At 70.8% G+C, this 23,377-nt stretch carries 22 protein-coding genes and 1 riboswitch; of the genes, 10 read left to right on the top strand and 12 right to left on the bottom strand.

The features are described 5' to 3' along the window. Positions 1–1,248, bottom strand: coding sequence for a polyamine ABC transporter substrate-binding protein (locus tag IE172_RS17180; RefSeq protein ID WP_190098107.1), 1,248 nt, complete (start codon positions 1,246–1,248; stop codon positions 1–3). 49 nt (positions 1,249–1,297) lie between these two features. Further along, a complete protein-coding gene (locus tag IE172_RS17175) occupies positions 1,298–2,833 on the bottom strand; it encodes a gamma-aminobutyraldehyde dehydrogenase (RefSeq protein ID WP_190098106.1) in 1,536 nt (511 codons plus the stop codon). 221 nt (positions 2,834–3,054) lie between these two features. Between IE172_RS17175 and ybiA the strand changes: the two genes are divergently transcribed. Next, positions 3,055–3,636: a riboflavin biosynthesis intermediates N-glycosidase gene (ybiA, locus tag IE172_RS17170; protein ID WP_190098105.1), complete on the top strand. Its 582-nt coding sequence runs from the start codon at positions 3,055–3,057 to the stop codon at positions 3,634–3,636. Here ybiA and IE172_RS34575 read toward each other — a convergent pair. Next, complete coding sequence (locus tag IE172_RS34575) at positions 3,629–4,444, bottom strand: DUF4190 domain-containing protein (protein ID WP_229886136.1); 816 nt, start codon at positions 4,442–4,444, stop codon at positions 3,629–3,631. The genes ybiA and IE172_RS34575 overlap by 8 nt on opposite strands. Before the next feature lie 153 nt (positions 4,445–4,597). On the opposite strand from IE172_RS34575, the gene IE172_RS17160 reads away from it, so the two are divergent. Both IE172_RS17160 and IE172_RS17155 read left to right on the top strand, forming a co-directional pair. Then, the gene (locus IE172_RS17160) at positions 4,598–5,665 is read left to right on the top strand and encodes an adenosine deaminase (RefSeq protein ID WP_229886134.1); all 1,068 of its coding nucleotides are present in this window, start codon (positions 4,598–4,600) and stop codon (positions 5,663–5,665) included. A gap of 20 nt (positions 5,666–5,685) precedes the next feature. Then, positions 5,686–6,402: a glycerophosphodiester phosphodiesterase gene (locus IE172_RS17155; RefSeq protein WP_190098104.1), complete on the top strand. Its 717-nt coding sequence runs from the start codon at positions 5,686–5,688 to the stop codon at positions 6,400–6,402. A 39-nt stretch (positions 6,403–6,441) separates the two neighbouring features. Here IE172_RS17155 and IE172_RS17150 read toward each other — a convergent pair whose 3' ends face one another. The 3 genes from IE172_RS17150 to IE172_RS17140 all read right to left on the bottom strand — a co-directional run bounded on the left by IE172_RS17150 (position 6,442) and on the right by IE172_RS17140 (position 9,145). Beyond that, positions 6,442–6,930: a hypothetical protein gene (locus IE172_RS17150; protein ID WP_190098103.1), complete on the bottom strand. Its 489-nt coding sequence runs from the start codon at positions 6,928–6,930 to the stop codon at positions 6,442–6,444. A gap of 63 nt (positions 6,931–6,993) precedes the next feature. After that, positions 6,994–7,575, bottom strand: a complete 582-nt coding sequence (locus tag IE172_RS17145; protein ID WP_190098102.1) for a hypothetical protein — start codon at positions 7,573–7,575, stop codon at positions 6,994–6,996. 130 nt (positions 7,576–7,705) lie between these two features. Further along, positions 7,706–9,145: a gamma-aminobutyraldehyde dehydrogenase gene (locus IE172_RS17140; protein ID WP_190098101.1), complete on the bottom strand. Its 1,440-nt coding sequence runs from the start codon at positions 9,143–9,145 to the stop codon at positions 7,706–7,708. Between the two features lie 206 nt (positions 9,146–9,351). Between IE172_RS17140 and IE172_RS17135 the strand changes: the two genes are divergently transcribed. The 6 genes from IE172_RS17135 to IE172_RS17110 all read left to right on the top strand — a co-directional run bounded on the left by IE172_RS17135 (position 9,352) and on the right by IE172_RS17110 (position 15,069). Then, a complete protein-coding gene (locus tag IE172_RS17135; RefSeq protein ID WP_190098100.1) occupies positions 9,352–9,870 on the top strand; it encodes an Lrp/AsnC family transcriptional regulator in 519 nt (172 codons plus the stop codon). Between the two features lie 2 nt (positions 9,871–9,872). After that, the gene (locus tag IE172_RS17130; RefSeq protein ID WP_190098099.1) at positions 9,873–11,246 is read left to right on the top strand and encodes an aspartate aminotransferase family protein; all 1,374 of its coding nucleotides are present in this window, start codon (positions 9,873–9,875) and stop codon (positions 11,244–11,246) included. A 226-nt stretch (positions 11,247–11,472) separates the two neighbouring features. Beyond that, a complete protein-coding gene (locus IE172_RS17125) occupies positions 11,473–12,222 on the top strand; it encodes an ABC transporter ATP-binding protein (protein WP_190098098.1) in 750 nt (249 codons plus the stop codon). Next, entirely contained in the window at positions 12,204–13,514 is a 1,311-nt protein-coding gene (locus tag IE172_RS17120; protein WP_190098097.1) for a hypothetical protein, read from the top strand. Before IE172_RS17125 ends, IE172_RS17120 begins: the two co-directional genes overlap by 19 nt. A 201-nt stretch (positions 13,515–13,715) precedes the next feature. Then, a complete protein-coding gene (locus IE172_RS17115; RefSeq protein ID WP_190098096.1) occupies positions 13,716–14,123 on the top strand; it encodes a VOC family protein in 408 nt (135 codons plus the stop codon). A gap of 244 nt (positions 14,124–14,367) precedes the next feature. Then, on the top strand, positions 14,368–15,069 hold the full coding sequence (locus IE172_RS17110; RefSeq protein WP_190098095.1) for an LAETG motif-containing sortase-dependent surface protein: 702 nt from the start codon (positions 14,368–14,370) through the stop codon (positions 15,067–15,069). A gap of 67 nt (positions 15,070–15,136) precedes the next feature. Here the strand turns inward: IE172_RS17110 and IE172_RS17105 are convergent, their stop codons facing one another. The 5 genes from IE172_RS17105 to rlmN form a co-directional block, all read right to left on the bottom strand. Further along, a complete protein-coding gene (locus IE172_RS17105) occupies positions 15,137–15,973 on the bottom strand; it encodes a maleylpyruvate isomerase family mycothiol-dependent enzyme (protein WP_190098094.1) in 837 nt (278 codons plus the stop codon). A 25-nt stretch (positions 15,974–15,998) separates the two neighbouring features. After that, a complete protein-coding gene (locus IE172_RS17100) occupies positions 15,999–17,018 on the bottom strand; it encodes an ABC transporter ATP-binding protein (RefSeq protein WP_190098093.1) in 1,020 nt (339 codons plus the stop codon). Then, positions 17,019–18,620, bottom strand: coding sequence for an ABC transporter permease (locus IE172_RS17095; RefSeq protein ID WP_229886153.1), 1,602 nt, complete (start codon positions 18,618–18,620; stop codon positions 17,019–17,021). A 47-nt stretch (positions 18,621–18,667) separates the two neighbouring features. Continuing rightward, positions 18,668–19,756: a thiamine ABC transporter substrate-binding protein gene (locus IE172_RS17090; RefSeq protein ID WP_190098091.1), complete on the bottom strand. Its 1,089-nt coding sequence runs from the start codon at positions 19,754–19,756 to the stop codon at positions 18,668–18,670. 80 nt (positions 19,757–19,836) lie between these two features. Then, a riboswitch (TPP riboswitch) is annotated at positions 19,837–19,942 on the bottom strand. A 24-nt stretch (positions 19,943–19,966) separates the two neighbouring features. Continuing rightward, positions 19,967–21,073, bottom strand: coding sequence for a dual-specificity RNA methyltransferase RlmN (gene rlmN, locus IE172_RS17085; protein ID WP_190098090.1), 1,107 nt, complete (start codon positions 21,071–21,073; stop codon positions 19,967–19,969). A gap of 328 nt (positions 21,074–21,401) precedes the next feature. On the opposite strand from rlmN, the gene IE172_RS17080 reads away from it, so the two are divergent. Further along, complete coding sequence (locus tag IE172_RS17080) at positions 21,402–22,655, top strand: hypothetical protein (RefSeq protein ID WP_190098089.1); 1,254 nt, start codon at positions 21,402–21,404, stop codon at positions 22,653–22,655. A 238-nt stretch (positions 22,656–22,893) separates the two neighbouring features. Here IE172_RS17080 and IE172_RS17075 read toward each other — a convergent pair whose 3' ends face one another. After that, on the bottom strand, positions 22,894–23,352 hold the full coding sequence (locus tag IE172_RS17075) for an SANT/Myb-like DNA-binding domain-containing protein (RefSeq protein WP_190098088.1): 459 nt from the start codon (positions 23,350–23,352) through the stop codon (positions 22,894–22,896). Positions 23,353–23,377 lie beyond the last annotated feature (25 nt).

Below are 23,377 nucleotides of genomic sequence, written 5' to 3'. Positions count from 1 at the left end.
TCACGCCCCAGTGAGCTTCGCGAACTTCTCTTCGAATTCCGTTTCTTCCTTGGAGCTCAGGGAGCGGAAGGCACGGGACTTGGCCTGCATGGCCTTGTCGGGGAGGATCAGCGGGTTGTTCGCCGCGTCCTCGTCGATCTTCGCGAGCTCGTCCTTCACTCCCTCGACCGGGCAGACGAAGTTGATGTAGGCGGCGAGCTCCGCGGCGGCCCGCGGCTCGAAGTAGTAGTCGATGAGCCGCTCGGCGTTGGTCTTGTGGCGGGCCTTGTTCGGCACCAGCAGGTTGTCGCTGGACATCATGTAGCCGCTGTCCGGTATCAGGAAGTCGATGTCCGGGTTGTCCGCCTTCAGCTGGACGACGTCCCCGGCCCAGGCGACGCAGGCGGCGAAGTCGCCCTTGGTGATGTCGGCCGTGTAGTCGTTGCCGGTGAAGCGGCGGACCTGGCCCTTGTCGACGGCCCTCTGGAGCCGGGCGAGCGCCGCGTCGAAGTCGTCGGCGGTGAACTTCTCCGGCTCCTTGCCCATGTCGAGCAGGGTCAGGCCCATGGTGTCGCGCATCTCGGTGAGGAGGCCGACGCGTCCCTTGAGCTTCGGGTTGTCCAGGAGGTCGGAGAGCGTCTTCACCTCGATGCCGTCGAGCGCCTTCTTGTTGTAGGCGATGACGGTCGCGATGCCCTGCCAGGGATAGGAGTAGGCACGTCCCGGGTCCCAGTCGGGGCTGCGGAACTGGGGCGAGAGGTTGGCGAAGGCGTTCGGCAGGTTGGCGGGGTCGAGTTTCTGCACCCAGCCGAGCCGGATCAGGCGGGCGGCGAGCCAGTCGGTGAGGACGATGACGTCGCGGCCGGTGTCCTGGCCGGCGGCGAGCTGCGGCTTGATCTTTCCGAAGAACTCGGTGTTGTCGTTGATGTCCTCGGTGTACTTGACCTCGATGCCGGTGCGTTCGGTGAACGCCTCCAGCGTGGGGTGCTGGCGCCCGGTCTCGTCGACGTCCATGTACTCGGTCCAGTTGGAGAAGCTGACCGACTTCTCCTCCTTGGAGTGGTCCTCCGCCGGGACGCCGCCCTGGGTGTTCCCGGCGGCGGGGATGCCGCAGGCGCTCAGCGCGCCGAGTCCGCCCACCGCGAGCGCGCCGCCCGTGGAGGCGCGCAGCAGGGAACGGCGGGTGAGTGCCGCCCTTCCGTTGCGGAAACTGCGCCGGACGGCGGCCTCCTGGGCCGGCGAGAGGCGGTCGGGCTCGTACTGCTCCATGCGCGTGGTGCCCTTTCGGGAGGATGGCCGCGGTCGGACGGCCTGGTTGCTATCGGTCCCCGAAGACGGTGCGGTGCCAGTCCTTGCGGACCACCGCCGTGTTGTCGAACATGACGTGCTTGATCTGGGTGTACTCCTCGAACGAGTACGCGGACATGTCCTTGCCGAAGCCGGACGCCTTGTAGCCTCCGTGCGGCATCTCGCTGATGATCGGGATGTGGTCGTTGATCCACACGCACCCCGCCTCGATCTCACGGGTGGCCCGGCCCGTGCGGTACACGTCGCGGCTCCAGGCGGAGGCGGCGAGCCCGTACGGGGTGTCGTTGGCCAGCGCGATGCCCTCGTCGTCGGTGTCGAAGGGCAGGACGACCAGCACCGGACCGAAGATCTCCGACTGCACGACCTCACTGTCCTGCGCCGCGTCGGCGATGAGCGTGGGGCGATAGTACGCGCCGTCGCGCAGTTCGCCCAGGGGTGTCCCGCCGCCGGTCACGACCCGTGCGTAGGCCCGGGCCCGGTCGACGAAGCCGGCCACCCGGTCGCGCTGGGCGTGCGAGATCAGCGGGCCGAGGTCGGTGCCGGGGGCGAAGGGGTCGCCGAGCCGGACCGTGTCCATCAGGGCGGCGGTGCGCTCGACGAACGCCTCGTAGAGCGGGCGCTGCACGTAGGCGCGGGTGGCGGCCGTGCAGTCCTGTCCGGTGTTGATCAGCGCGCCCGCGACGGCGCCGTTGACGGCGGCGTCGAGGTCGGCGTCGTCGAAGACGAGGAAGGGTGCCTTGCCGCCGAGTTCCAGGTGGAGGCGCTTGACGGTGGCGGTGGCGATCTCGGCGACCCGTTTGCCGACGGCGGTGGAGCCGGTGAAGGAGGTCATGGCCACGTCGGGGTGGCCGACCAGGTGCTCACCGGCCTCCTTGCCGGTCCCGGTGACGATGTTGATCACACCGTCCGGGATCCCCGCGTCGGTGGCCGCCCGCGCGAAGAGAAGGGAGGTGAGCGGGGTGAGCTCGGCGGGCTTGAGGACGATGGTGTTGCCCGCGGCGATCGCCGGGAGGATCTTCCAGGCGGCCATCTGGAGCGGGTAGTTCCAGGGGGCGATGGAGCCGACCACGCCGATGGGCTCGCGGCGCACGTAGGAGGTGTGGTCGCCGGAGTACTCGGCTGCGGACTGGCCCGGGAGGTGGCGGGCGGCGCCGGCGAAGTAGGTGATGTTGTCGATCGTGCCCGGGACGTCGAACTCGCGGCTCAGCTTCAGGGGCTTGCCGCACTGCAGCGACTCCGCCCGGGCGAAGTCCTCGGCGCGGTCGGCGACCACGGCGGCGAACCGGTGCAGGGCCTCGGACCGCTCGCCGGGCGTGGCCGCGGCCCAGGCCGGGAACGCCTCCCGCGCGGCGGCGACCGCCGCGTCCACGTCGTCCGGGCCGGCGAGGTCGTAGATGTACACCTCCGCGCCGGTGGCCGGGTCGACGACCGCGTGGGTGCGGCCCGAGGTGCCCTTGGCCGGGCGGCCCGCGATGAACTGCGCGCCGTCCGTGAACCGGTCCTGGGCGGGGAATCGTTCCGGGGTGGTGCTGCCCGGGTTGTGCATGTCGCGCTCCTCCGTGTCCCCGAGGGGGCGGCGTGGCTCCAGCTCGATTTGACTGCCGATCCTGACAGAGCGATGAGTCGTCAACAAGTGATTCCGTTGTTGAATTTTGGTTACGCGACGAAATCTGTCGACCATGTGTCGAGCGGCCACGGAAAAGGCAGGACGGAGTGTCCGTGGTGCCTGCCAGAATCGCGTGCAGGGCCGGGATCACGGGGGTGGCGATGAGCGGGACGACGGGGACGGCCGGTTCCAGGGAGGCGCTGATCGAGGCGCTGAAAACCGGGGCGCGGGTCACGTACCTGCACTTCTGGGGGCATCGGCCGCTGCCCGGCGGAGGGGTCGGGGCGGGCTGTCTGAGTCAGTGGTGGCCCTCGCCGTTCACGGTGGACGGCGAGACGTACGCGACCGCCGAGCACTGGATGATGGCGGCCAAGGCCCGGCTGTTCGGGGACGCGGAGGGCGAGCGGCGGGTGCTGGCCGCGGAGCACCCCGCCGAGGCGAAGAAGGCGGGCCGGCTCGTGCGGGGCTTCGACGAGGCGGTATGGCGCCGGGAGCGGTTCGGGATCGTCGTGGAGGGCAGCGTGCACAAGTTCGCGGCCCACGACGACCTGCGGACGTATCTGCTGAACACCGGCGACCGGGTGCTGGTCGAGGCGAGCCCGGTGGACCGGGTGTGGGGCATCGGGCTCGCCGCGGACGCCGAGGGGGCGTCGGACCCGGGACGGTGGCGGGGGCCGAACCTGCTGGGCTTCGCACTGATGGAGGCCCGCGAGCGGCTGCGGGCCCCGGAGGCGGCTACGTGAGCAGCACGAGGATGCCGAAGGCGATGCCCAGCGCGATACCGGCCGATCCGCAGATGATCCCCGCCAGGGCCTGACCCCCGTTGGTGGCCTCGCCGCGCGTGGCCTTGCCCCGGCCGATCCCTCCGAAGATCACGGCCAGCACGCCCAGCAGGACGGCCACCGGCCAGAGGCAGAACACGACGGCCGAGATGATCCCCAGCACCAGCCCGGTGACGCCCAGTCCGTTGCTGGGCATCGGTGCGGTGCCCGCCCAGCCGGGGTACGCCGGTGCCGGCGCGGCGCCGTACCCGCCGCCGACGGGGTAGCCGTAGGCGGCCGGTCCGGGGCCCTCCGGGCCGATGGGCGGCGGCGGGACCGGCTCACCGCCGGCCGGGGGCGCGAACGGGTTGGCCGCCGGGACGGGTGCGGCGGGCGGCACGGGAGCGGACGGACCGGCCCACGGCTGGGCCGGGGCGGGACGGTCGCCCACCGCGGGGAAGGACGTCACCGTCTGCTGGTCGTGGACGGACGAGGACGGTGCGGCGGGCGCGGACGGCGCCGACCAGGGCGGGGCCCCGCCGGACACGACCGTCTCACCGGGGCCGCCGGACGCCGGCGTGCGGTCCGACGGCAGCGCCCACGGGTCGGGGGCGGCCGGGCGGGAGGTCTCGGTGGTCCGGGCGTCCACCAGGGAGCCGTCCAGGGCCTGCGCGTCCTGCCCGCCCCCGTCGGCCGGTGCCGGCCACACGGCACCCCCGGGCGGACCTCCCGGCGGCGTACCACCGGCTGTCTGTTCCCGCGCCTTCGGCGTCTGCGCGTCGTCGGCCATGCGCCAGGGCCCCCTCCGTCGGACGTCCCGTCATGCTACGGCCCGCACCCGCCCCGCGCGCGCCCGGCCTACGATGACCCCCGGACCACCGATCAGCCGATCACCCGCGTCCCGCCGCGACCCGGCCGGGGACGCCGTTCCCGGGGAGGAACCATGACCGACCGCCTCGACGCGGCCATCACCGGCCAGGACCGCGACCTGCACGCCTTCATCGCCGGACTGCCCAAGGCCGAACTGCACGTCCACCACGTCGGCTCCGCCTCCCCCCGCATCGTCTCGGAGCTGGCCGCCCGCCACCCCGACTCCAAGGTCCCCACCGACCCCGAGGCGCTCGCCGACTACTTCACCTTCACGGACTTCGCCCACTTCATCGAGGTGTACCTGTCCGTCGTCGACCTCGTCCGCACCCCCGAGGACGTCCGGCTCCTGACCTTCGAGGTGGCCCGCGAGCTGGCCCGGCAGCGGGTGCGGTACGCCGAGCTGACGATCACTCCGTTCTCCTCCACCCGCCGGGGCATCGACGAGCGCGGGTTCATGGACGCCATCGAGGACGCCCGCAAGGCCGCCGAGGCCGAGTTCGGGACCGTGCTGCGCTGGTGCTTCGACATCCCCGGCGAGGCCGGCCTGGAGTCCGCCGAGGAGACCGTGCGGATGGCCACCGACGACCGGCTGCGCCCGGAGGGCCTGGTCTCCTTCGGTCTGGGAGGCCCCGAGATCGGCGTGCCGCGCCCTCAGTTCAAGCCCCACTTCGACCGTGCCCGCGCCGCCGGGCTGCGCTCCGTGCCGCACGCCGGCGAGACCACCGGTCCCCAGACCGTGTGGGACGCCATCGACGAGCTCGGTGCCGAGCGCATCGGACACGGCACCAGCACCGCGCGGGACCCCCGGCTGCTCGAGTACCTGGCCGAGCGGCGCATCCCCCTGGAGGTGTGCCCCACCTCCAACATCGCCACCCGCGCGGTGGCCACCCTCGACGAGCACCCCATCAAGGAGTTCGTCCGCTCCGGCGTCCTGGTGACGATCAACAGCGACGACCCGCCGATGTTCGGCACGGACCTCAACAACGAGTTCGCGGTCGCCGCGCGGCTGCTGGACCTCGACGAGCGGGGCTTGGCCGAGCTGGCGAAGAACGGGGTCGAGGCGTCGTTCCTGGACGCCCCCGGCAAGAAGCGGCTGGCCGCCGAGATCGACACCTACACCGCCGGCTGGCTCGCCTCCTGACCACCCCGCGGAGGGCCGCCATGCACGACGTGACCGCCGTCGCACACCGCGGCGACCCCTACCGGGCGCGGGAGAACACCCTCGCCTCGCTGCGGTCCGCGCTCCACCGGGGCGCGGACGCGGTGGAGATCGACGTACGGCTCACCCGGGACGGCGTCCCCGTGCTGCTGCACGACGCGACGCTGAAGCGGCTGTGGGAGCACGACCGCCCGCTGTCGGCGCTGTCGTGGGAGGAGGTGCGCGGGCTGACGGAGGGCGGGGTGCCGGCGCTCTCCGACGCGCTGGCGGCGACGGACGGCAGCCGGGTGATGATCGACCTGCCCGGGACCCCGGACGTCCCGGCAGCGCGCCGGATCGTGGACGCCGTGCGCGCCGTCGGCGCCCGGGACCGCGTCTACTACTGCGCGGGTGCCCCCGCCATGCTCGCGGTCCGCGCGGCGGACCCGTCCGCCGAGATCGCCCTCACCCGGTCGACCCGGGCACCGGCCCGGCCGGGCCTCCTGGCGGCGATCCGCCCGCGCTGGCTGAACTACCGCTTCCCGCTGGTGGACCGGGCCCTCGCCGAGCACGTCCACCGCGACGGCTACCTGCTGTCCGTCTGGACGCCGGACACCCGCCGCTCCATGCGCCGGCTGCTGGCCATGGGCGTCGACTCGATCACCACCAACCGCGTCGACGTCCTGTGCGCGCTGCGCCCGCACGGGCCGGCCGGGTCCGCGGCACCGAGACGGCCGTAGCCGGGCCGGCGGCCGGGGGTCCCGGCCGCCGGCCCGGACTCAGATGCCCATCGAGGCCATCTCGATCGCCGAGCGGTAGTTGGCCGCGGTCGTCACGACACAGGCCCGGTAGGAACGGTTGTCCTTCACGGCCAGGAAGTAGTCGCGCAGGTTCTTCCAGTAGTTGACGAGGTAGCCGAGGCCGGGGACGAACCCCGGCGGGCGCGGCACGAGGGAGAACGCCTCGCTGCACCGGAGGATCTCCCCGGTGGCCGTGGACAGGACGTCGGCCACGTCGGCGTTCATGTTCCATCCGGCGGCCAGTTGCGGGGTCCAGATCGCGCCCGCCACCTCCCTGAGCCGCTCCTGCTCCTCCGGGGTCGGATCGCTCAGCACACCCGCCGACACCGGGACCGGTGCCGTGGCCGGCGGGCCGCCGGCCGCGACCGCCGCCGGTCCCGCGGCCACCGCGCCGACCACCGCCGCCGTCAGTACGACACAGGCCCTCAGCCCTCGCCCTCTCGCCCCCGTGCGCCCACCTGTCGTCATCGTTCGTCCCCTCCCGGAGAAGCCTCGCCCCGGCCGGTCATGCCGGAGGCAAGGCCGACCGTGTCACGGGCCTACGGGGCGGTCAACGGTGGCAATCGCGCCACCTTCCGTCTCTCTCCCGGCCGCCGGCCCGGTGGTGCCGGCGGAGGGCGGCAGGAGCGCTTCCAGCCGCTTGATCCTCCGGCGGACGACGTACAGCGGGATCACGCCGAACACCCCGAAGGCCATGTCGATGACGCTCCACCAGAAGGGGATGCCGCGGATCGGACCGCAGACGAGGGCGAGCGGGACGATGCCCGCGCAGGCGATCATGCCGAACTCGACGACCCAGATGTTGCGGACGGGGTCGCGGTAGGGGCCGTAGAAGGCGACCGCGATGACGAGATGGGCGAAGGCGAGCCAGTCGGTGCCGTAGAGGAGGAAGGGGTGTTCGGCGTCGGCGGTGTCGAGTCCGTCCCGTACCCGCGCGATCCAGTCCATCAGGCCGGGGAGGTGCTCCTGCACCGGGAGGGTACGCAACAGGTCCTCCGTCCAGCGCAGTTCGTGCACCAGGGGGAAGGCGGTGACGCCGCTGAGCACCAGGCAGACGACGAAGAAGACCAGCCAGGCGCGAATGCCCTTGAGCAGGGCGGCTCTGTCGCTCATGACGACAGCGTACGCTGAATTGAACACGTTCAAAACCAGGTCGCTCCGGCCGCCCGGCAGGAAAAAGCCGCCCCGCACCCCGAGCGGGGTGCGGGGCGGCTGCGGCCGGGGGACTCGCCGCGGCGGGCGCCTACGCGTCCAGGGACGTCATCACGTGCTTGATCCGCGTGTAGTCGTCGAAGCCGTACGCCGAGAGGTCCTTGCCGTAGCCGGACTTCTTGAAGCCGCCGTGCGGCATCTCCGCCACCAGCGGGATGTGCGTGTTGATCCACACGCAGCCGAAGTCGAGCTTCTTCGACATGCGCATCGCGCGGGAGTGGTCCTTGGTCCACACCGAGGAGGCCAGCGCGTACTCGACGCCGTTGGCGTACTCGACCGCCTGGTCCTCGTCGGTGAAGCGCTGGACGGTGATGACCGGACCGAAGACCTCCTTCTGGATGATCTCGTCGTCCTGGTTCAGGCCGGAGACGACGGTCGGCGCGTAGAAGTACCCCTTGTCGCCGACGCGCTTGCCGCCCGCCTCCACCCGCGCGTGCGCGGGCAGCCGCTCGATGAAGCCCTCGACCTGCGCGAGCTGGTTGGCGTTGTTGAGCGGGCCGAACAGCACGTCCTCGTCGTCCGGCATGCCGGTCTTGGTGTCGGCGGCGGCCTTGGCGAGCGCGGAGACGAACTCGTCGTGGACCGACTCGTGGACCAGGACGCGCGTGGCGGCCGTGCAGTCCTGGCCGGCGTTGAAGAAGCCCGCCTCCGAGATGCCCGCGACGGCGCCCGCGATGTCGGTGTCCTCGAAGACGACGACCGGCGCCTTGCCCCCCAGCTCCAGGTGGACCCGCTTGAGGTCCTTGGACGCGGACTCGGCGACCGACATGCCGGCCCGCACCGAACCGGTGATGGAGGCCATCGCGGGAGTGGGGTGCTCCACCATCAGGCGGCCGGTGTCGCGGTCGCCGCAGATGACGTTGAAGACGCCCTTGGGCAGGATCGAACCGAGGATGTCGGCGAGCAGGGCCGTGGACGCCGGGGTGGTGTCCGAGGGCTTCAGCACGACCGTGTTGCCCGCCGCGATCGCCGGGGCGAACTTCCACACGGCCATCATCATCGGGTAGTTCCACGGCGCGACCTGCGCGCAGACACCGACCGGTTCCCGGCGCACGATCGAGGTCAGGCCCTCCATGTACTCGCCGGCCGAGCGGCCCTCGAGCATCCGCGCCGCGCCCGCGAAGAAGCGGATCTGGTCCACCATCGGCGGGATCTCCTCGGTGCGGGTCAGCCCGATGGGCTTGCCCGTGTTCTCCACCTCGGCCGCGATGAGTTCCTCGGCCCGCTCCTCGATGGCGTCCGCGATCTTCAGCAGGGCCTTCTGACGCTCGGCCGGGGTGGTGTCGCGCCAGCCGGGGAACGCCTCGGCGGCGGCCGCCATCGCGGCGTCCACATCCGCCTGCCCGGACAGCGGAGCGGTCGCGTACGCCTCGCCCGTCGCGGGGTTGACCACCTCGGTGGTCCGTCCGTCGGCGGCGTCCCGGAACTCCCCGCCGATGTAGTTGCGCAGACGACGCAGCTCGGTGCTCACTGCAGGCCCTCCTGATGGTCCTTGTGGGTGTTTCCGAGGTGTACAGGGATGAGATGTCAGGTTGTCCACCCTCTGAGACACCCACCCTAAACCGACGGCTGCCGATTTCAACACCCCCACCCGTCCCACTCCTGCGAAATCCGCACGACAGGGCCTCGCAGACAACGAATTTCATCGATCGAGCCTTGCAGAACTGTCGATACGTCGTGCACAGTGGCCCCGTGGCCAGTCGAAGCGCAGACCCGAAGGACTCCCGCGAGTCCAAGAACGGCGGCGGTCCCCAGTTGGACGCCGTCTCCCTCGCGATCATCGAGCAGCTCCAGGAGGACGGCCGCCGGCCGTACGCCGCCATCGGCAAGGCCGTGGGTCTGTCGGAGGCGGCCGTGCGCCAGCGCGTGCAGAAACTGCTCGACCAGGGCGTGATGCAGATCGTCGCCGTCACCGACCCGCTCACCGTGGGCTTCCGCCGGCAGGCGATGGTCGGGGTCAACGTCGAGGGCGACGTGGAGTCCGTGGCCGACGCGCTGACCGCCATGGACGAGTGCGAGTACGTGGTGATGACCGCGGGCTCCTTCGACCTCATGGTCGAGATCGTCTGCGAGGACGACGACCACCTCCTGGAGGTCATCAACCGGCGCATCCGTGCCGTCCCCGGAGTGCGTTCCACCGAGAGTTTCGTCTACCTCAAGCTCAAGAAGCAGACCTACATGTGGGGAACCCGATAATCGTGAGCACCGACAGCACCGAGGACCTCAGCAAGTCCGCGTACGACCACCTGTGGATGCACTTCACCCGCATGTCCTCGTACGAGAACTCCCCCGTCCCCACCATCGTCCGGGGCGAGGGCACCCACATCTACGACGACCGCGGCAAGCGCTACCTCGACGGCCTCGCGGGCCTGTTCGTGGTGCAGGCCGGCCACGGCCGTCAGGAGCTCGCGGAGACCGCCGCCAAGCAGGCGCGGGAACTGGCCTTCTTCCCGGTGTGGTCCTACGCCCACCCCAAGGCCGTGGAGCTGGCGGAGCGGCTCGCGCACGAGGCGCCGGGCGACCTCAACAAGGTCTTCTTCACCACCGGCGGCGGTGAGGCGGTGGAGACCGCCTGGAAGCTCGCCAAGCAGTACTTCAAGCTCGTCGGCAAGCCGACCAAGTACAAGGTCATATCCCGCGCGGTGGCCTACCACGGCACCCCGCAGGGCGCGCTGTCCATCACCGGCCTGCCGGCCCTGAAGGCCCCGTTCGAGCCGCTGGTGCCGGGCGCCCACAAGGTGCCGAACACCAACATCTACCGGGCGCCGGTCCACGGCGACGACCCGGAGGCGTTCGGCCGCTGGGCCGCCGACCAGATCGAGCAGCAGATCCTCTTCGAGGGCCCCGACACGGTCGCGGCGGTCTTCCTGGAGCCCGTGCAGAACGCCGGCGGCTGCTTCCCGCCCCCGCCCGGCTACTTCCAGCGGGTGCGCGAGATCTGCGACCAGTACGACGTGCTGCTCGTCTCCGACGAGGTCATCTGCGCCTTCGGCCGCCTCGGCACCACGTTCGCCTGCGACAAGTTCGGCTACGTGCCGGACATGATCACCTGCGCCAAGGGCATGACCTCGGGCTACTCCCCGATCGGCGCGTGCATCGTCTCCGACCGCCTGGCCGAGCCCTTCTACAAGGGCGACAACACCTTCCTGCACGGCTACACCTTCGGCGGCCACCCGGTCTCCGCGGCGGTCGGCATCGCCAACCTCGACCTGTTCGAGCGCGAGGGCCTCAACCAGCACGTGCTCGACAACGAGGGCGCCTTCCGCGCCACCCTGGACAAGCTCCACGACCTGCCGATCGTCGGCGACGTCCGCGGCAACGGCTTCTTCTACGGCATCGAGCTGGTCAAGGACAAGAACACCAAGGCGTCCTTCGACGCCGACGAGACCGAGCGTGTCCTGTACGGCTTCCTGTCGAAGAAGCTCTTCGAGAACGGCCTGTACTGCCGTGCCGACGACCGCGGCGACCCGGTCGTCCAGCTCGCCCCGCCGCTGATCTCCGACCAGGGGACCTTCGACGAGATCGAGCAGATCCTGCGCGCGACCCTCTCGGAGGCGTGGACCAAGCTGTAGTCCCGTTGCTCCGTCCGAGGTTCCGATCTTCCTTATGGATGATCAACACCGGCCCCGGTGCCGCCCGTTCGAGTGAGAAACGGCGGCCCGGGGCCGCGTGCTGTCCGGCCTCCCGCCGCGGCCTGCCTAGCGTGCCTGTGACCGATCGGCCGCGCCTTCGTTCCCCCGGACGGGGGACATTCCCGCATCGCGCACGGCATTTCCGATCCGAACCGAGGTGTACGCCATGGTGGCCCCACCGGACAACGACGTGCTCTGGGCGCGCGCCCTGCACTTCCGGCACGACGACGGCTCGCCCGGCCTGAGCGGCGTCTCGCTCGGCGTCCGGGAGGGCGAGATCCTCGCCGTCGGCGGTCCGCGCGGCAGCGGCAAGACGACCCTGTTGCGCTGTCTGTCCGGCCTGCTGCCCGCGAAGAGCGGCGAGGTCTGGTTCAACAGTGTGCCCGTGCACACCATGACCCCGGTCGCCCGCGAGCGGCTGCGCCGGGAGCGCTTCGGCTGGATCGACCCGGCCCCGCTGCTCGTGGCGGAGCTGAACGTGTGGGAGAACGCCGCCCTGCCCCTGATGCTGCGCGGCACCGGCCGGCGCCGCGCCAAGACGGCCGCCCTGGAGTGGCTGGAGCGCCTGGACATCGGGGACACGGCCCGCAGGCACCCCGAGGAGCTGACGCACGCGGAGCGGCAGCGGGTGTGCATCGCCCGCGCCCTCGCCCCGGCGCCCTCGGTGCTGTTCGCCGACGAACCGACCGCGCCGCTGCACCGGATCGACCGCGCGCACGTCCTGCGCACGCTGACCACCGCGGCCCGCTCGCACGGCATCACCGTCGTCCTCGCCACGCACGACGCGCAGACCGCCGCCCTGGCGGACCGCACCGTGTCACTGCTCGACGGACGGCGCGTGCACACCCTCCACCTGCCGCCGCTCCCCGGTACGGCCGAGACGGAAGGCCTGGCGGCGTGCTCGCTCTCCGTCTGAGCCTCGGCTCCCACCCCGCCGTCCAGCTGCGCCGGTTCCTCGTCGCGGCCGCGTCGGCCGGCACGGGCTTCCTGCTGCTGAGCGCCCTCGGCCACGCCCTGGCGCACCCGGACCCGTCCGTCTCGGCGCTCCGGCTGGCCTGGTGCGCCGCCCCGCTGGCGGCCACGGTGTACTTCGCGGTCGCGGTCGCCCGCACCGATCCGGGCACCCGGCCCCGGCCCGGTCTGTCGGCGGTCGGCCTCGGTCCCGCCCGGCTGATGGCGATCTCCGCGGTCACCACGGCGGTGTCCTGTCTGCTCGGCTCGGCGCTGGCGCTGCTGGTCTTCCTCGGGTTGCGCGGCGACCTCGCCGCCGTGCCCTTCGACGGCGCCGGGACGGACTTCCTCGCGGCCGGCCGTCCGCTTCCGCTGCCGGCGGCGCTGACGCTGCTGGCGCTGGTGCCGCTGAGCGCGTCGGCGGCGGTCGCGACGGCGCTGCGGCCCCGCGAGCCGGTGACGGGCGCGCCCCGCGTGCCCCGCGTCCACGGCCGGTTCGGCGCGTACCGGCGCACACCGGTGAGGGAGTCCTTCGGCGCCTACGGACGGTTCGGCAGGCAGTTCGGGCCGTCGGCGCGCGGCCGGCGCACCGCGGCGGCGCCGGAGCAGGAGGGTGCCGCGGAAGGCGCCGAGGGCGCTGCCGAGTCCGCCGGCGTCCCGCCCGCCGCGGCGCGGACCACGCCCTCCGGGCTGCCCTGGGGCATCACGGTGCTGGCGGTGGGGCTGGCCGTGGAGGCCTTCGCGAGCCGTCCGGGCCCCGGGGCGCCGGTCGACCGGCCGGCCGTGCTGCTCGGACTGGCCCTGGCCTGCGTCGGGCTCGCGCTCGCCGGGCCCGGCCTCACGCACCTGTGCGGCCGGCTGCTCCAGACGATCCGCCCGGGCACCCTGCGGCTGCTGGCCGGACGGGTGCTCATGACGGAGGCCACCCGCCTCGGGCGCCCGCTGGGGGTGGTCTGCGCGGTGATGTCGGCGGCGTACGCCATGGCGTCACTGCACGAGCGTGAGGACACCTCCTCCGCTCCGCTCGTCGCGCTCGGGGTGCTGCTGGTGGCCGGCTGCACGGTGGCCACCCTGCTGACGGCGGCCGTCGAGTCCAGGCAGGCCCGCGCCGAGACCACCGCCGCGCTCAGGCGCCTCGGGGCGCCCGCGGTGACCCTGCGCAGGGCGGCCGCGCTGCGCGCGGGAGTCCTGCTCGCCCTGTTCGGGCCGCTGTCGCTGGTCGTGGCCGAACTGTCGGCGTGGCCGCTGACGGGCTGAGGACATCCGGCGCGCCTCCCGCGGACCGCACGGGAGGCGGGCCGGAGGAACCGCCCGGGGACGGAGGGGAAGCGGCCGGAGAAACCGCCTGCGGGCCGGACGGGAGGCGGCCGGCGGAAACCCCCCGCGGGCCGATGAGTTCCGCGGGGAGCCCCGGTCTACCCCTTCGAACGCTACGGACCGACCGGGAGATGCCCCGCCATGTACCAGCAGATGATCTTTGTGAACCTGCCCGTGGCCGACCTCGACGCCTCGAAGAAGTTCTTCACCGGGCTCGGCTACTCGATCGACCCCCGGTTCAGCGACGAGAACACCGCCTCGGTCGTGATCAGTGACACGATCATCGCGATGCTGCTGACCCGGCAGAAGTACGCGGAGTTCACGAAGAAGGAGATCGTGGACGCCACGAGGAGCAGCCAGGTGCTGCTGGCGCTGAGCGCCGAGAGCCGCGAGAAGGTCGACGAGCTGGTGGAGAAGGCCCTGGCCGCGGGCGGATCGACCGCCGGCGGGACGCAGGACCTGGGCTTCATGTACGGCCGCTCCTTCGACGACCTCGACGGCCACACCTGGGAGGTCGCGTGGATGGACCCGGCCGCCCTGGAAGGCTGAGCGACCGGCAGGGGAATCCGGCGGGGACGGGGACGGAACGACCCGTCCCCGCCCGGTGTCGCGGGTCGCGGAGGCGTTGAAACGTCCGGATGGTTAATGAGTGGGCAAAGCCCGAGCCTGCGATCGGCATATGCGTTGACACTACTTATGCGTCGCTTATAGACCTGGGGGCTTCATGGGAGTGCTGATGCTCCGTCAACACTCCCCCAACCCCCCGCATTCGCGTATCCCGTGAAGGACAAACGTGGCAGTTCTGTCCCTACCCCGCCGCACCGTCTCGCGCTCCGTGCGCGCCCTCGGTGTCGTCTCCGCGTCCGCCGCGCTCACGCTCGGCATCGCCGGCAGCGCGGCGGCGTGCAACATCAACGAGTTCTCGGCCGAGGCCAAGTGCGTCGGTGACAACGGTGTCATCACCGTCACCGACGTCGACCCGGCCGGCGTCCCCGCGACCGTCACCGTGTTCCTGCAGAACAACGGCGCCGACATACAGAAGATCGGCGAGCAGGTGGTCAAGGGCTCCCGCAAGGGCACCACCATCACCTTCGAGGAGGACTGGAAGCCGAACGCCGAATACCGCATCCACGTCAAGGCGACGCCCTACGTCGACGAGGACATCAAGCCGAACCTGACCACCCCGGCGACGCCCTGCAAGGGCGAGGAGGAGCCTCCGGCTCCCGAGGAGCCCGCGCCCACCCCGTCGCAGTCCTCCTCCACCCCGGCGGAGGAGCCCGGCACACCGGCCCCGTCGGCGTCGGAGAGCGGCAGCACCCCTCCGGCGGACACCTCGGGCAACGTGCCGTCCCCGGCCGGTGAGTCGAACCTCGCCGAGACCGGCGCCGGCTCCAACACCGGTCTGATCGCGGGCGTCGCGGCCGCTCTGGTCGCGGTCGGCGGTGGCGCCATATTCTTCGGCATGCGCCGCCGCGGGACGAACAGCGAGCGCTGACGCGTCACGGACACACGGGCGGCCCGTCCCCTCGCGGGGCGGGCCGTTCGCCGTCGGGCGGAGCCGCTCAGCCGAACGTCGCCCGCTCCAGCCACGACTCCAGCACCTCCCGCTCCCCGAGCACCTCCACCTCCGGCGAGTCCAGCGGCAGACGCCGGTAGAAGGCGAGGAGCACCGCGGTGAGCGGGCCGCGCAGGGTGACCGTGGCCTCCTCGTGCCCGCGGCGCCAGGAGACACCGTCCTCGGTGAGCTCGATCAGCCTCCCCCAGCCTTCGGCCGGAGCGACCCCCGTCTCGTCACGCCCGGCGGTCTCCACCGGCCCGGTGTCCGTGGCGTGCAGGTGGAGGGTGCGCCGGGGACCGCGCAGTTCGTGCACCTCGTCCTCCGGCTGCGTCCGCTGCGCCCACTCCACGATCTCCAGCCACTCGTCGACCGCGTCGGCGGCGGCGTCGGGCGCGACCTCGAAGGGCAGCCCGGCGGCCAGGGCCGCGTCCGCGCGGTGCACGATCAGCTCGTGCGTCATACGACGGGCCCAGAACCCGGCGTCGGGTATCCCGGCCCAGCTCCACACCCGGGCGTCCGGACCGGCGTCCCGCAGGGCACCGACGATCAGCTCGCCGGACTCCGCCAGCCACGCGTCCAGCGCGCCCCGGTCGCCCCGCGCCCCCGGTCCGTCGAACCCCGGCACGCGCTCCTCGGGAACCTCGTCCTCGGCCCCGGTGCGGACCATCAGCGCCGCCCAGCGCAGCGCGCCGCCGACATGGCGCACGAGGTCCTCCAGGGACCACTCGGGGGTGGTGGGCACCGTACGGGACAGATCGGCGCCGGAGGTCACCACCGTGCGCAACTGCCCGGTCTGGTGGGCGATCTCCTGGCAGTACCGGTCGTGCGTGAGTCGGGTCATGCCGCACACCCTAGGCAGACGGCGGTCACCCGAGCACGGTGATTTCCGCCCCGTCGAACTCCACGCCGACCTCGTCCCCGACCTCCGGCGCCGACCGGAGCGCGCAGGCCGCCTCCAGAAGCGGTGCGTCCTCGGGCCGCAGGCGCACGGCGACATGGGTGCCGCGGAACGTGCGCGCGGCCACCGTGCACCGCAGGCCCTCGTCGGCGGGGACCAGGCGGACACCGGCCGGCCGGACCAGCAGTGTCCGGGCGCCCTGCGGGGCGCCGTCCGGCACGGGCACCTTGCCCCAGGGCGTCACGGCGACCCCGTCGGTCACCGTGGCACCGACGACGTTCTCGAAACCGAGGAAGCGCGCCACGAAGGCGTCGGCCGGCCGCTGCCACACCTCGAGGGGCGTACCGGACTGGGCGATCCGCCCGTCCCGCATCACCACGACCCGGTCGGCCAGGGCGAACGCCTCCCCCTGGTCGTGCGTCACGGCCAGCACGGTCGTGCCCAACCGGCCGAAGAGTTCCCGCAGTTCGACGACGAGGCGTTCCCTCAGCGACCGGTCGAGCTGGCCGAGCGGCTCGTCCAGCATCAGCAGCCGCGGGCTGGGGGCGAGGGCGCGGGCCAGGGCGACGCGCTGCTGCTCGCCGCCGGAGAGTGCGGCGACGGCCCGCCCGGCCGCCCCGGGCAGCCCTACGAGGTCGAGCAACTCCTCCACGCGCCGCCTGCGTTCGTCCCGCGGGGTGCCGTGCATCCGCAGCCCGAAGGAGACGTTGCCGCCCACGTCGCGCTGCGGGAACAGCTGGTGGTCCTGGAACATCAGCCCGACCCCGCGCCGGTGCGCGGGGACGCCCGCCTGGTCGTGGCCGTCGAGCAGGATCCGCCCGGAGTCGAGGGGCTGCAGTCCGGCCACCGCCCGCAGCAGGGTCGACTTGCCGCTGCCGCTCGGCCCGAGCACGCACACGATCTCGTGCTCCGCGACGCCCAGGCCGACGGCGTCCAGCACCGCCCGCCCGCCGAAGCGGACGGTCGCCGACTCCAGGTTCAGCAGCATCTAGAACTCCCCGGTCCTGTCGGTGCGCAGCCGCTCCAGCACGAGCAGGGCCACCGCGCACACGATCATCAGAATCGTCGACAGAGCCATCGCCTGCCCGTAGTTGAGGTCCCCGGGCCGTCCCAGCAGCCGGGCCACGGCCACCGGCAGCGTCGGGTTCTCCGGCCGGGCGATGAACACCGTCGCCCCGAACTCCCCCAGCGACACCGCGAAGGCGAACCCGGCCGCGATCAGCAGGGCCCGCCGCACCATCGGCAGGTCCACCTCGCGCCACGCCCGCCACGGCGACGCCCCGAGCACCGCAGCCGCCTCCCGCAGCCGCACGTCCACGGCCCGCAGCACCGGCAGCATCGTCCGTACGACGAAGGGGACGCCGACCAGCGCCTGCGCGAGCGGGACCAGGATCCAGGAGGCCCTGAGGTCCAGCGGCGGCTCGTCGAGGGCGATCAGGAAACCGAACCCGACGGTCACCGCGGAGACTCCGAGCGGCAGCATCAGCAGCGCGTCGAACCCGCGCACCAGCCGCCCCGCGTCCCGCCGGGTCAGCGCGACGGCGGCGAGACCGCCGATCACCACGGCGATGGCGGTGGCGGCGACGGCGTACTGCAGGGAGTTGCCGACCGCCTCGATGGGCGGCACCAGGAACACTCCCCCCTCGTCCTCGGTCAGCGCCCGGTAGTAGCCAAGGCCCGCGCCGCCGAAGGAGCGCTGCACCAGCACGGCGAGCGGCAGCAGGATCAGTACGGCGACGGTGGCCACGACCGCGCCGAGGAACGCCCACTGCCCGGCGCCGCGCGGCCTGCGCGCCGTGACCGAGGCGTCCACCAGGCGCAGCGCGGTCTCCCGGCGCCGTACGGTCCAGGCGTGCAGGGCGAGGATCGACCCCACGGCGACGAACTGGATCATCGTCAGCACGGCGGCCGTGGGAAGGTCGAAGATCTCCGAGGTCTGCCGGTAGATCTCCACTTCGAGGGTGGAGAAGGCGGGCCCGCCGAGGATCTGCACCACACCGAAGGAGGTGAAGGTGAACAGGAAGACCATCAGCGCGGCGGCGGCCACGGCGGGCGCGAGCGCGGGCAGGGTGACGGTGCGCCAGGCCGCGAACCGTGAGGCGCCGAGCATCCGCGCGGCCTCCTCCTGCCGCGGGTCGAGCTGGGACCAGAGCCCGCCGACGGTGCGGACGACGACGGCGTAGTTGAAGAAGACGTGCGCGAGCAGGATCGCCCACACGGTGGTGTCCAGCCGGAAGCCCCACAGGTCGTCGAGGAGTCCGCCGCGTCCGACCAGCGCCATGAACGCCGACCCGACGACGACCGTCGGCAGCACGAACGGCACGGTGACGACGGCGCGCAGCACCTGCTTGCCGGGGAAGTCGTAGCGCGCGAAGGCGTACGCGCCGGGCAGGGCGACGAGGAGGGTGAGGGCGGTGGAGGCGAGCGCCTGCCAGGTGGTGAACCACAGCACCTGACGGACGTCCGACTGCGCGAGTACCTCCCCGATCCGCCCGAGCTGCCAGGTCCCGTCGGCCTTCAGCCCGCGTGCGACGATCGCGGCGACGGGATAGGCGAAGAAGACGGCGAAGAACGCGACGGGCACGGCCATCAGGCCGAGCCGCGCCGCGTTCCCGCGCCGCTTCGCCGCGGACCTGGTCACCTCAGTACGAGCGAGGTCCACGACTTGACCCACTGGTCACGGTTCTCGGCGATCTTCGCCGGTTCCATGGTCTGCGGTGCCTTCGCCTGCGGGCCGAACCGCGCGAAGTCCTCGGGCACCCGGGCGCCCTCCACCACCGGGTACACGAACATGTTGAGCGGCATGTCGTCCTGGAACGTCGTGCCGATCAGGAAGTCGAGCAGCGCCTTGCCGCCCTCGGGGTTCTTGGCGTTGGCGAGCAGCCCCGCGTACTCGACCTGGCGGAAGCAGGTGTCCTCGGCGACGCCGGTGGGGGCGGTGTCCGGCTTGGGGTCGGCGTAGATCACCTCGGCGGGCGGCGAGGAGGCGTAGGAGACCACCAGCGGCCGGTCGGCGCCGGCCTTCCTGCCGCCGGCCGAGCCGGAGAACTCCTCGTTGTAGGCCTGCTCCCAGCCGCCGGCGACCTTCACGCCGTTCGCCTTCAGCTTCTTCCAGTAGTCCTGCCAGCCCTCGTCGCCGTACTTCGCGGCCGTCCCCAGCAGGAAGCCGAGACCGGGCGAGGAGGTGGAGGCGTTCTCGACGACGAGGAGGTCCTTGTACTCGGGCTTGATCAGGTCGTCGAACGTCTTCGGCGGGGTCAGGTCGTGCTCGGCGAACCACGCCTTGTCGTAGTTGACGCAGATGTCACCGCTGTCGACGGGGGTGACCCGGTGCTGGTCCTCGTCGACCCGGTACTCGGGCAGGATCGAGCCGGATCCCTTGGCCTCGTACGGCTGGAACAGTCCGTTGTCGAGGGCGCGGGAGAGGAGGGTGTTGTCGACGCCGAAGAGGACGTCGCCCTGCGGGTTGTCCTTGGTCAGGACGGCCTTGTTCACGGCCTGCCCGGCGTCCCCGTCCTCGAGGACCTTCAGCCGGTAGCCCGACTGCTTCTCGAAGGCTGCGACGACGTCCTTCGACACCGCCCACGAGTTGTGGCTGACGAGGGTGACGGTCCTGGAGCCGCCGCCGTCGCCGCCCGTGCCGCCGTCGTCGGACGACCCGCACGCGGACAGCGTGACCAGTCCCAGCCCGACGGCCAGGACCGTGACCTTCTTGGTGATGCCCACTTGATTCCTCCTGGAGGGACCAGGAAGAGACGCGGCCCTGCCCGGGTCCCCTGGGCGGAGTCCCGGGCAGGGCGCAACAGCTCGAGTGATGACCGATCTCCCTACCCAGAATGACCTGGGCCAGGTTCGGAGGGTCTGCGGCCGGTGCCGCACTCTCAGCGCTGTGGCGCTCCCCTGTCGGAATATGAAGATGTACTTGCTCGCGTCACCCTATCGTTCGCTCGCGGCGAGCTGACCACACGCCCCGTCGATCTCCTGACCACGGGTGTCCCGGATCGTCACCGGCACACCGTGTGCGGCGATCGCCTCCACGAACGCCTTCTCGTCCTCGGGACGGGAGGCGGTCCACTTGGAGCCCGGGGTGGGGTTGAGCGGGATGAGGTTGACGTGCACGGGCCGGCCCTTGAGCAGCCGCCCGAGGCGGTCACCGCGCCAGGCCTGGTCGTTGATGTCCCGGATCAGCGCGTACTCGATGGACAGCCGCCGCCCCGACTTCGCCGCGTACTCGAACCCGGCGTCGAGCACCTCGCGCACCTTCCACCGCGTGTTCACGGGGACGAGGGTGTCGCGCAGCTCGTCGTCGGGGGCGTGCAGCGAGATCGCGAGCCGGCACTTGAAGCCCTCGTCGGAGAACCGGTGGATGGCCGGCACCAGACCGACCGTGGACACGGTGATCCCGCGCTGGGACAGCCCGAGCCCGTCCGGCTCGGGGTCGGTGAGCCGGCGGATGGCGCCGACGACCCGCTTGTAGTTGGCGAGCGGCTCCCCCATGCCCATGAACACGATGTTGCTGAGCCGCGCCGGTCCGCCCGGAACCTCGCCGTCCCGCAGCGCCCGCATCCCGTCGACGATCTGGTGCACGATCTCGGCGGTGGAGAGGTTGCGGTCCAGCCCGGCCTGCCCGGTCGCGCAGAACGGGCAGTTCATGCCGCACCCGGCCTGCGAGCTGATGCACATGGTCACCCGGTCCGGGTAGCGCATCAGCACGGACTCCACGAGCGTGCCGTCGAACAGCTTCCACAGCGTCTTGCGGGTGGTGCCCTCGTCGGTCGACAGATGCCGGACGACCGTCATCAGCTCCGGCAGCAGCGCCTCCTGGAGCCGGCCGCGCGAACCGGCCGGGATGTCGGTCCACTGCTCCGGGTCGTGCGCGTACCGCGCGAAGTAGTGCTGCGACAGCTGCTTGGCACGGAACGGCTTCTCACCGGCCCCGACGACCGCCTCCTTCCGCTCGGCGGGCGTGAGGTCGGCGAGGTGCCGCGGCGGCTTCTTGGCTCCGCGCGGCGCTACGAAAGTGAGTTCTCCGGGCTTAGGCATGGCTGTACCAGTGTCGCAGATCGACTCGGGTGACCTGCGGGTGTCGGCTGCCACACCTGTCGGCGGTGGTCATCGTTGGCCGTCCTTGAGCGCCCTCGGACGGCCCAGAGACGGCCCAGTCCTGCTTGACGATGCCGAGGCCACGGCCTCGCAGGGGCGGGCACTCGCCCATGGCGACCCGCGCAGCTGTAATGGCTGCGGCCAGCCGTGTTCGCCGCTGCTGGTCTCAACCGCAGCACAGTCATGGGTCATGACTGTGGAGAATCTGTATGCGCTAGCAACCGGACCCGCCCCATACTGTTCATCGATAACAGCTACGGAGGCACATGTGGACCTGAGCGCCGAGGTATACGCCTGCTGCGAGATTCCCTGGGCCGCAACTACCGTCGAGGGAAATTACTACTCCGTCCAGGTGAATACACATTTCGGGAATGAATATGTTCCCGCCATCGTCGCCTTGACGACCCTGTCACCAGGGATCGGATTTGGCGAGGGAATAAACCCTGGCGCCTACGAAGGAACCGTGAGAATCTTCGGGGATGAACATCCGATGTGGATCAATGAGGCCACATTCGGCGCACCGGACGCATTGCCACCAAGGACGAGCGTCTCCCTCAAATTTACACTTCCGGATTGGAGTCAGCTCTACCTTCCAGACGAGAATGGCCAACCCATAAAGAACCCACCGGCATTCGAGGATTTCTACGACTGCATCCTTTTTGCGATCAATCAGGCTCTATTTAGCGCGGCCGAGGACGGGCCAGTTATCGCTGGACCCATCTCGCACGGAGATCTCATCGGTGACGGCCTGGTGCGAATAAACCCGGCAATCTCAAATGAACCATTTTACGTGAGACTCCCAGCCGCCAGTCCGCTCGGATCCTACAATTCGGAGCGTGAAGGCCATCCCGCAATGTCCGCCGAGAAGGGACTGGAGTTGGCTTTTTCTGAACTCAGCTCTTCCGCTCCTGTGCGTAGGCTTTTCTTCTGGATGCGGCGATCTGTCCTTCGCGCTCACCGGAGGGAGTGGGCCGAGGCGATTGTGGCACAGCAAGCCGCCCTGGAAGACTGGATGCATCATCTGGTTTGCGGTATAGCTGCGGACCACGGCTACACGAGTACGGAATTTGCTACTGCCGGCCTGGAAGAAAAGAACGCTGCAGAGACGTTCGGCATTCTCTCATCGCACTTGGGCGGCGATCCCACAGCCGCCTCAAAAGCCCAGAAGACAGTTTGGCGTAACCGTAATTCAGTTGTTCATCGAGGCGAGCGGGCAACCGAAGCACTGTTCCGGGAGGCTTATGATGCTGCAATATTCTTGCAAGATTGGAGCAAGGAACGATTGCTGATCCCCGAGGTCGCGAGACGTCATCCGATCACTTCCTGGATTCTTCATCACGATGATGCCCCGCTCAGTCCTACAGTCAGAGCAGCCATTGCAGAAATGATCCAGAAAGCAGACCTGGCCTCGTTGCCGGTGGTTAACGATCAGCGGCCACTTAACGATTTCCCTCCCCGAAACATCCGGCGTCCTGGTGAATGCTGGGGCAAGGGAGCAAAGGTTCCGCGTCCCTTCGAGTAGAAGGAGCGGGCCCCATAAAGAGCCGACACATACCAACGGTCGGCGGAGCGGCTTTGGGCTGGAGCTGCTTTGGGGCGAGTGATCATGGCCCCGTAAGCTTCCGGCGCGTCGGGCAGTCTGTGGACCTGCCCGTTAAAGCACGACGTGGGGGCCATGATCTTAGAGGCTCGCCCCAAAGTGGCTGCCTAAAGCCGTGGAGCCGACCGCCCCAGCCACAGACGTTACAACCTCAGCGCGGTCAGGCGAGGCTTTCGAGGCCGAGCTTGGCCAGTCGCGACCGGATGGCGCTGGGCTTCCGACCGAACTGCTTGCCGAGGGTGTCGAAGTCCCGTTCGCCTTGCTGGTAGAGGGCAAGGAGGCGGGCGTCGTCCTCCGGTGACCACGGGTGGCCCATCCGTGGGAAGCGAGCTCGTAGCTCTTCCGGCGTCTCACGCTTCTTGCCGGCGTCGTGGTGAGGGCAGACGGACTCGATGATGTCGAGGGGGAACTCTCCGACGTGGGTGCCTGTGAGCCAGAGGTTCAGGTGGCCGTCGGCGAACGTGATCCGGTCGGCATGGATGGTTACTGCTCGTCGTAGGACGTCGCTGTCGTTCGGGTCCTGGTGATAGTCAGTGAAGATCAGACGGAACGCTGTGCGCACGGTGGAATCCCCCATGGCAGCCATCCTGACGGTCGCATTGGGTATGCGGTAGATCATTTCTCGTCCTTGCCCGCTGCACGCG

The sequence above is a fragment of the Streptomyces griseoflavus genome (genome assembly GCF_014649995.1).
Taxonomy (GTDB): domain Bacteria; phylum Actinomycetota; class Actinomycetes; order Streptomycetales; family Streptomycetaceae; genus Streptomyces; species Streptomyces griseoflavus.
Note: the sequence above shows the minus strand (reverse complement) of the source record. Positions and strands in the feature narration are given on the sequence as shown.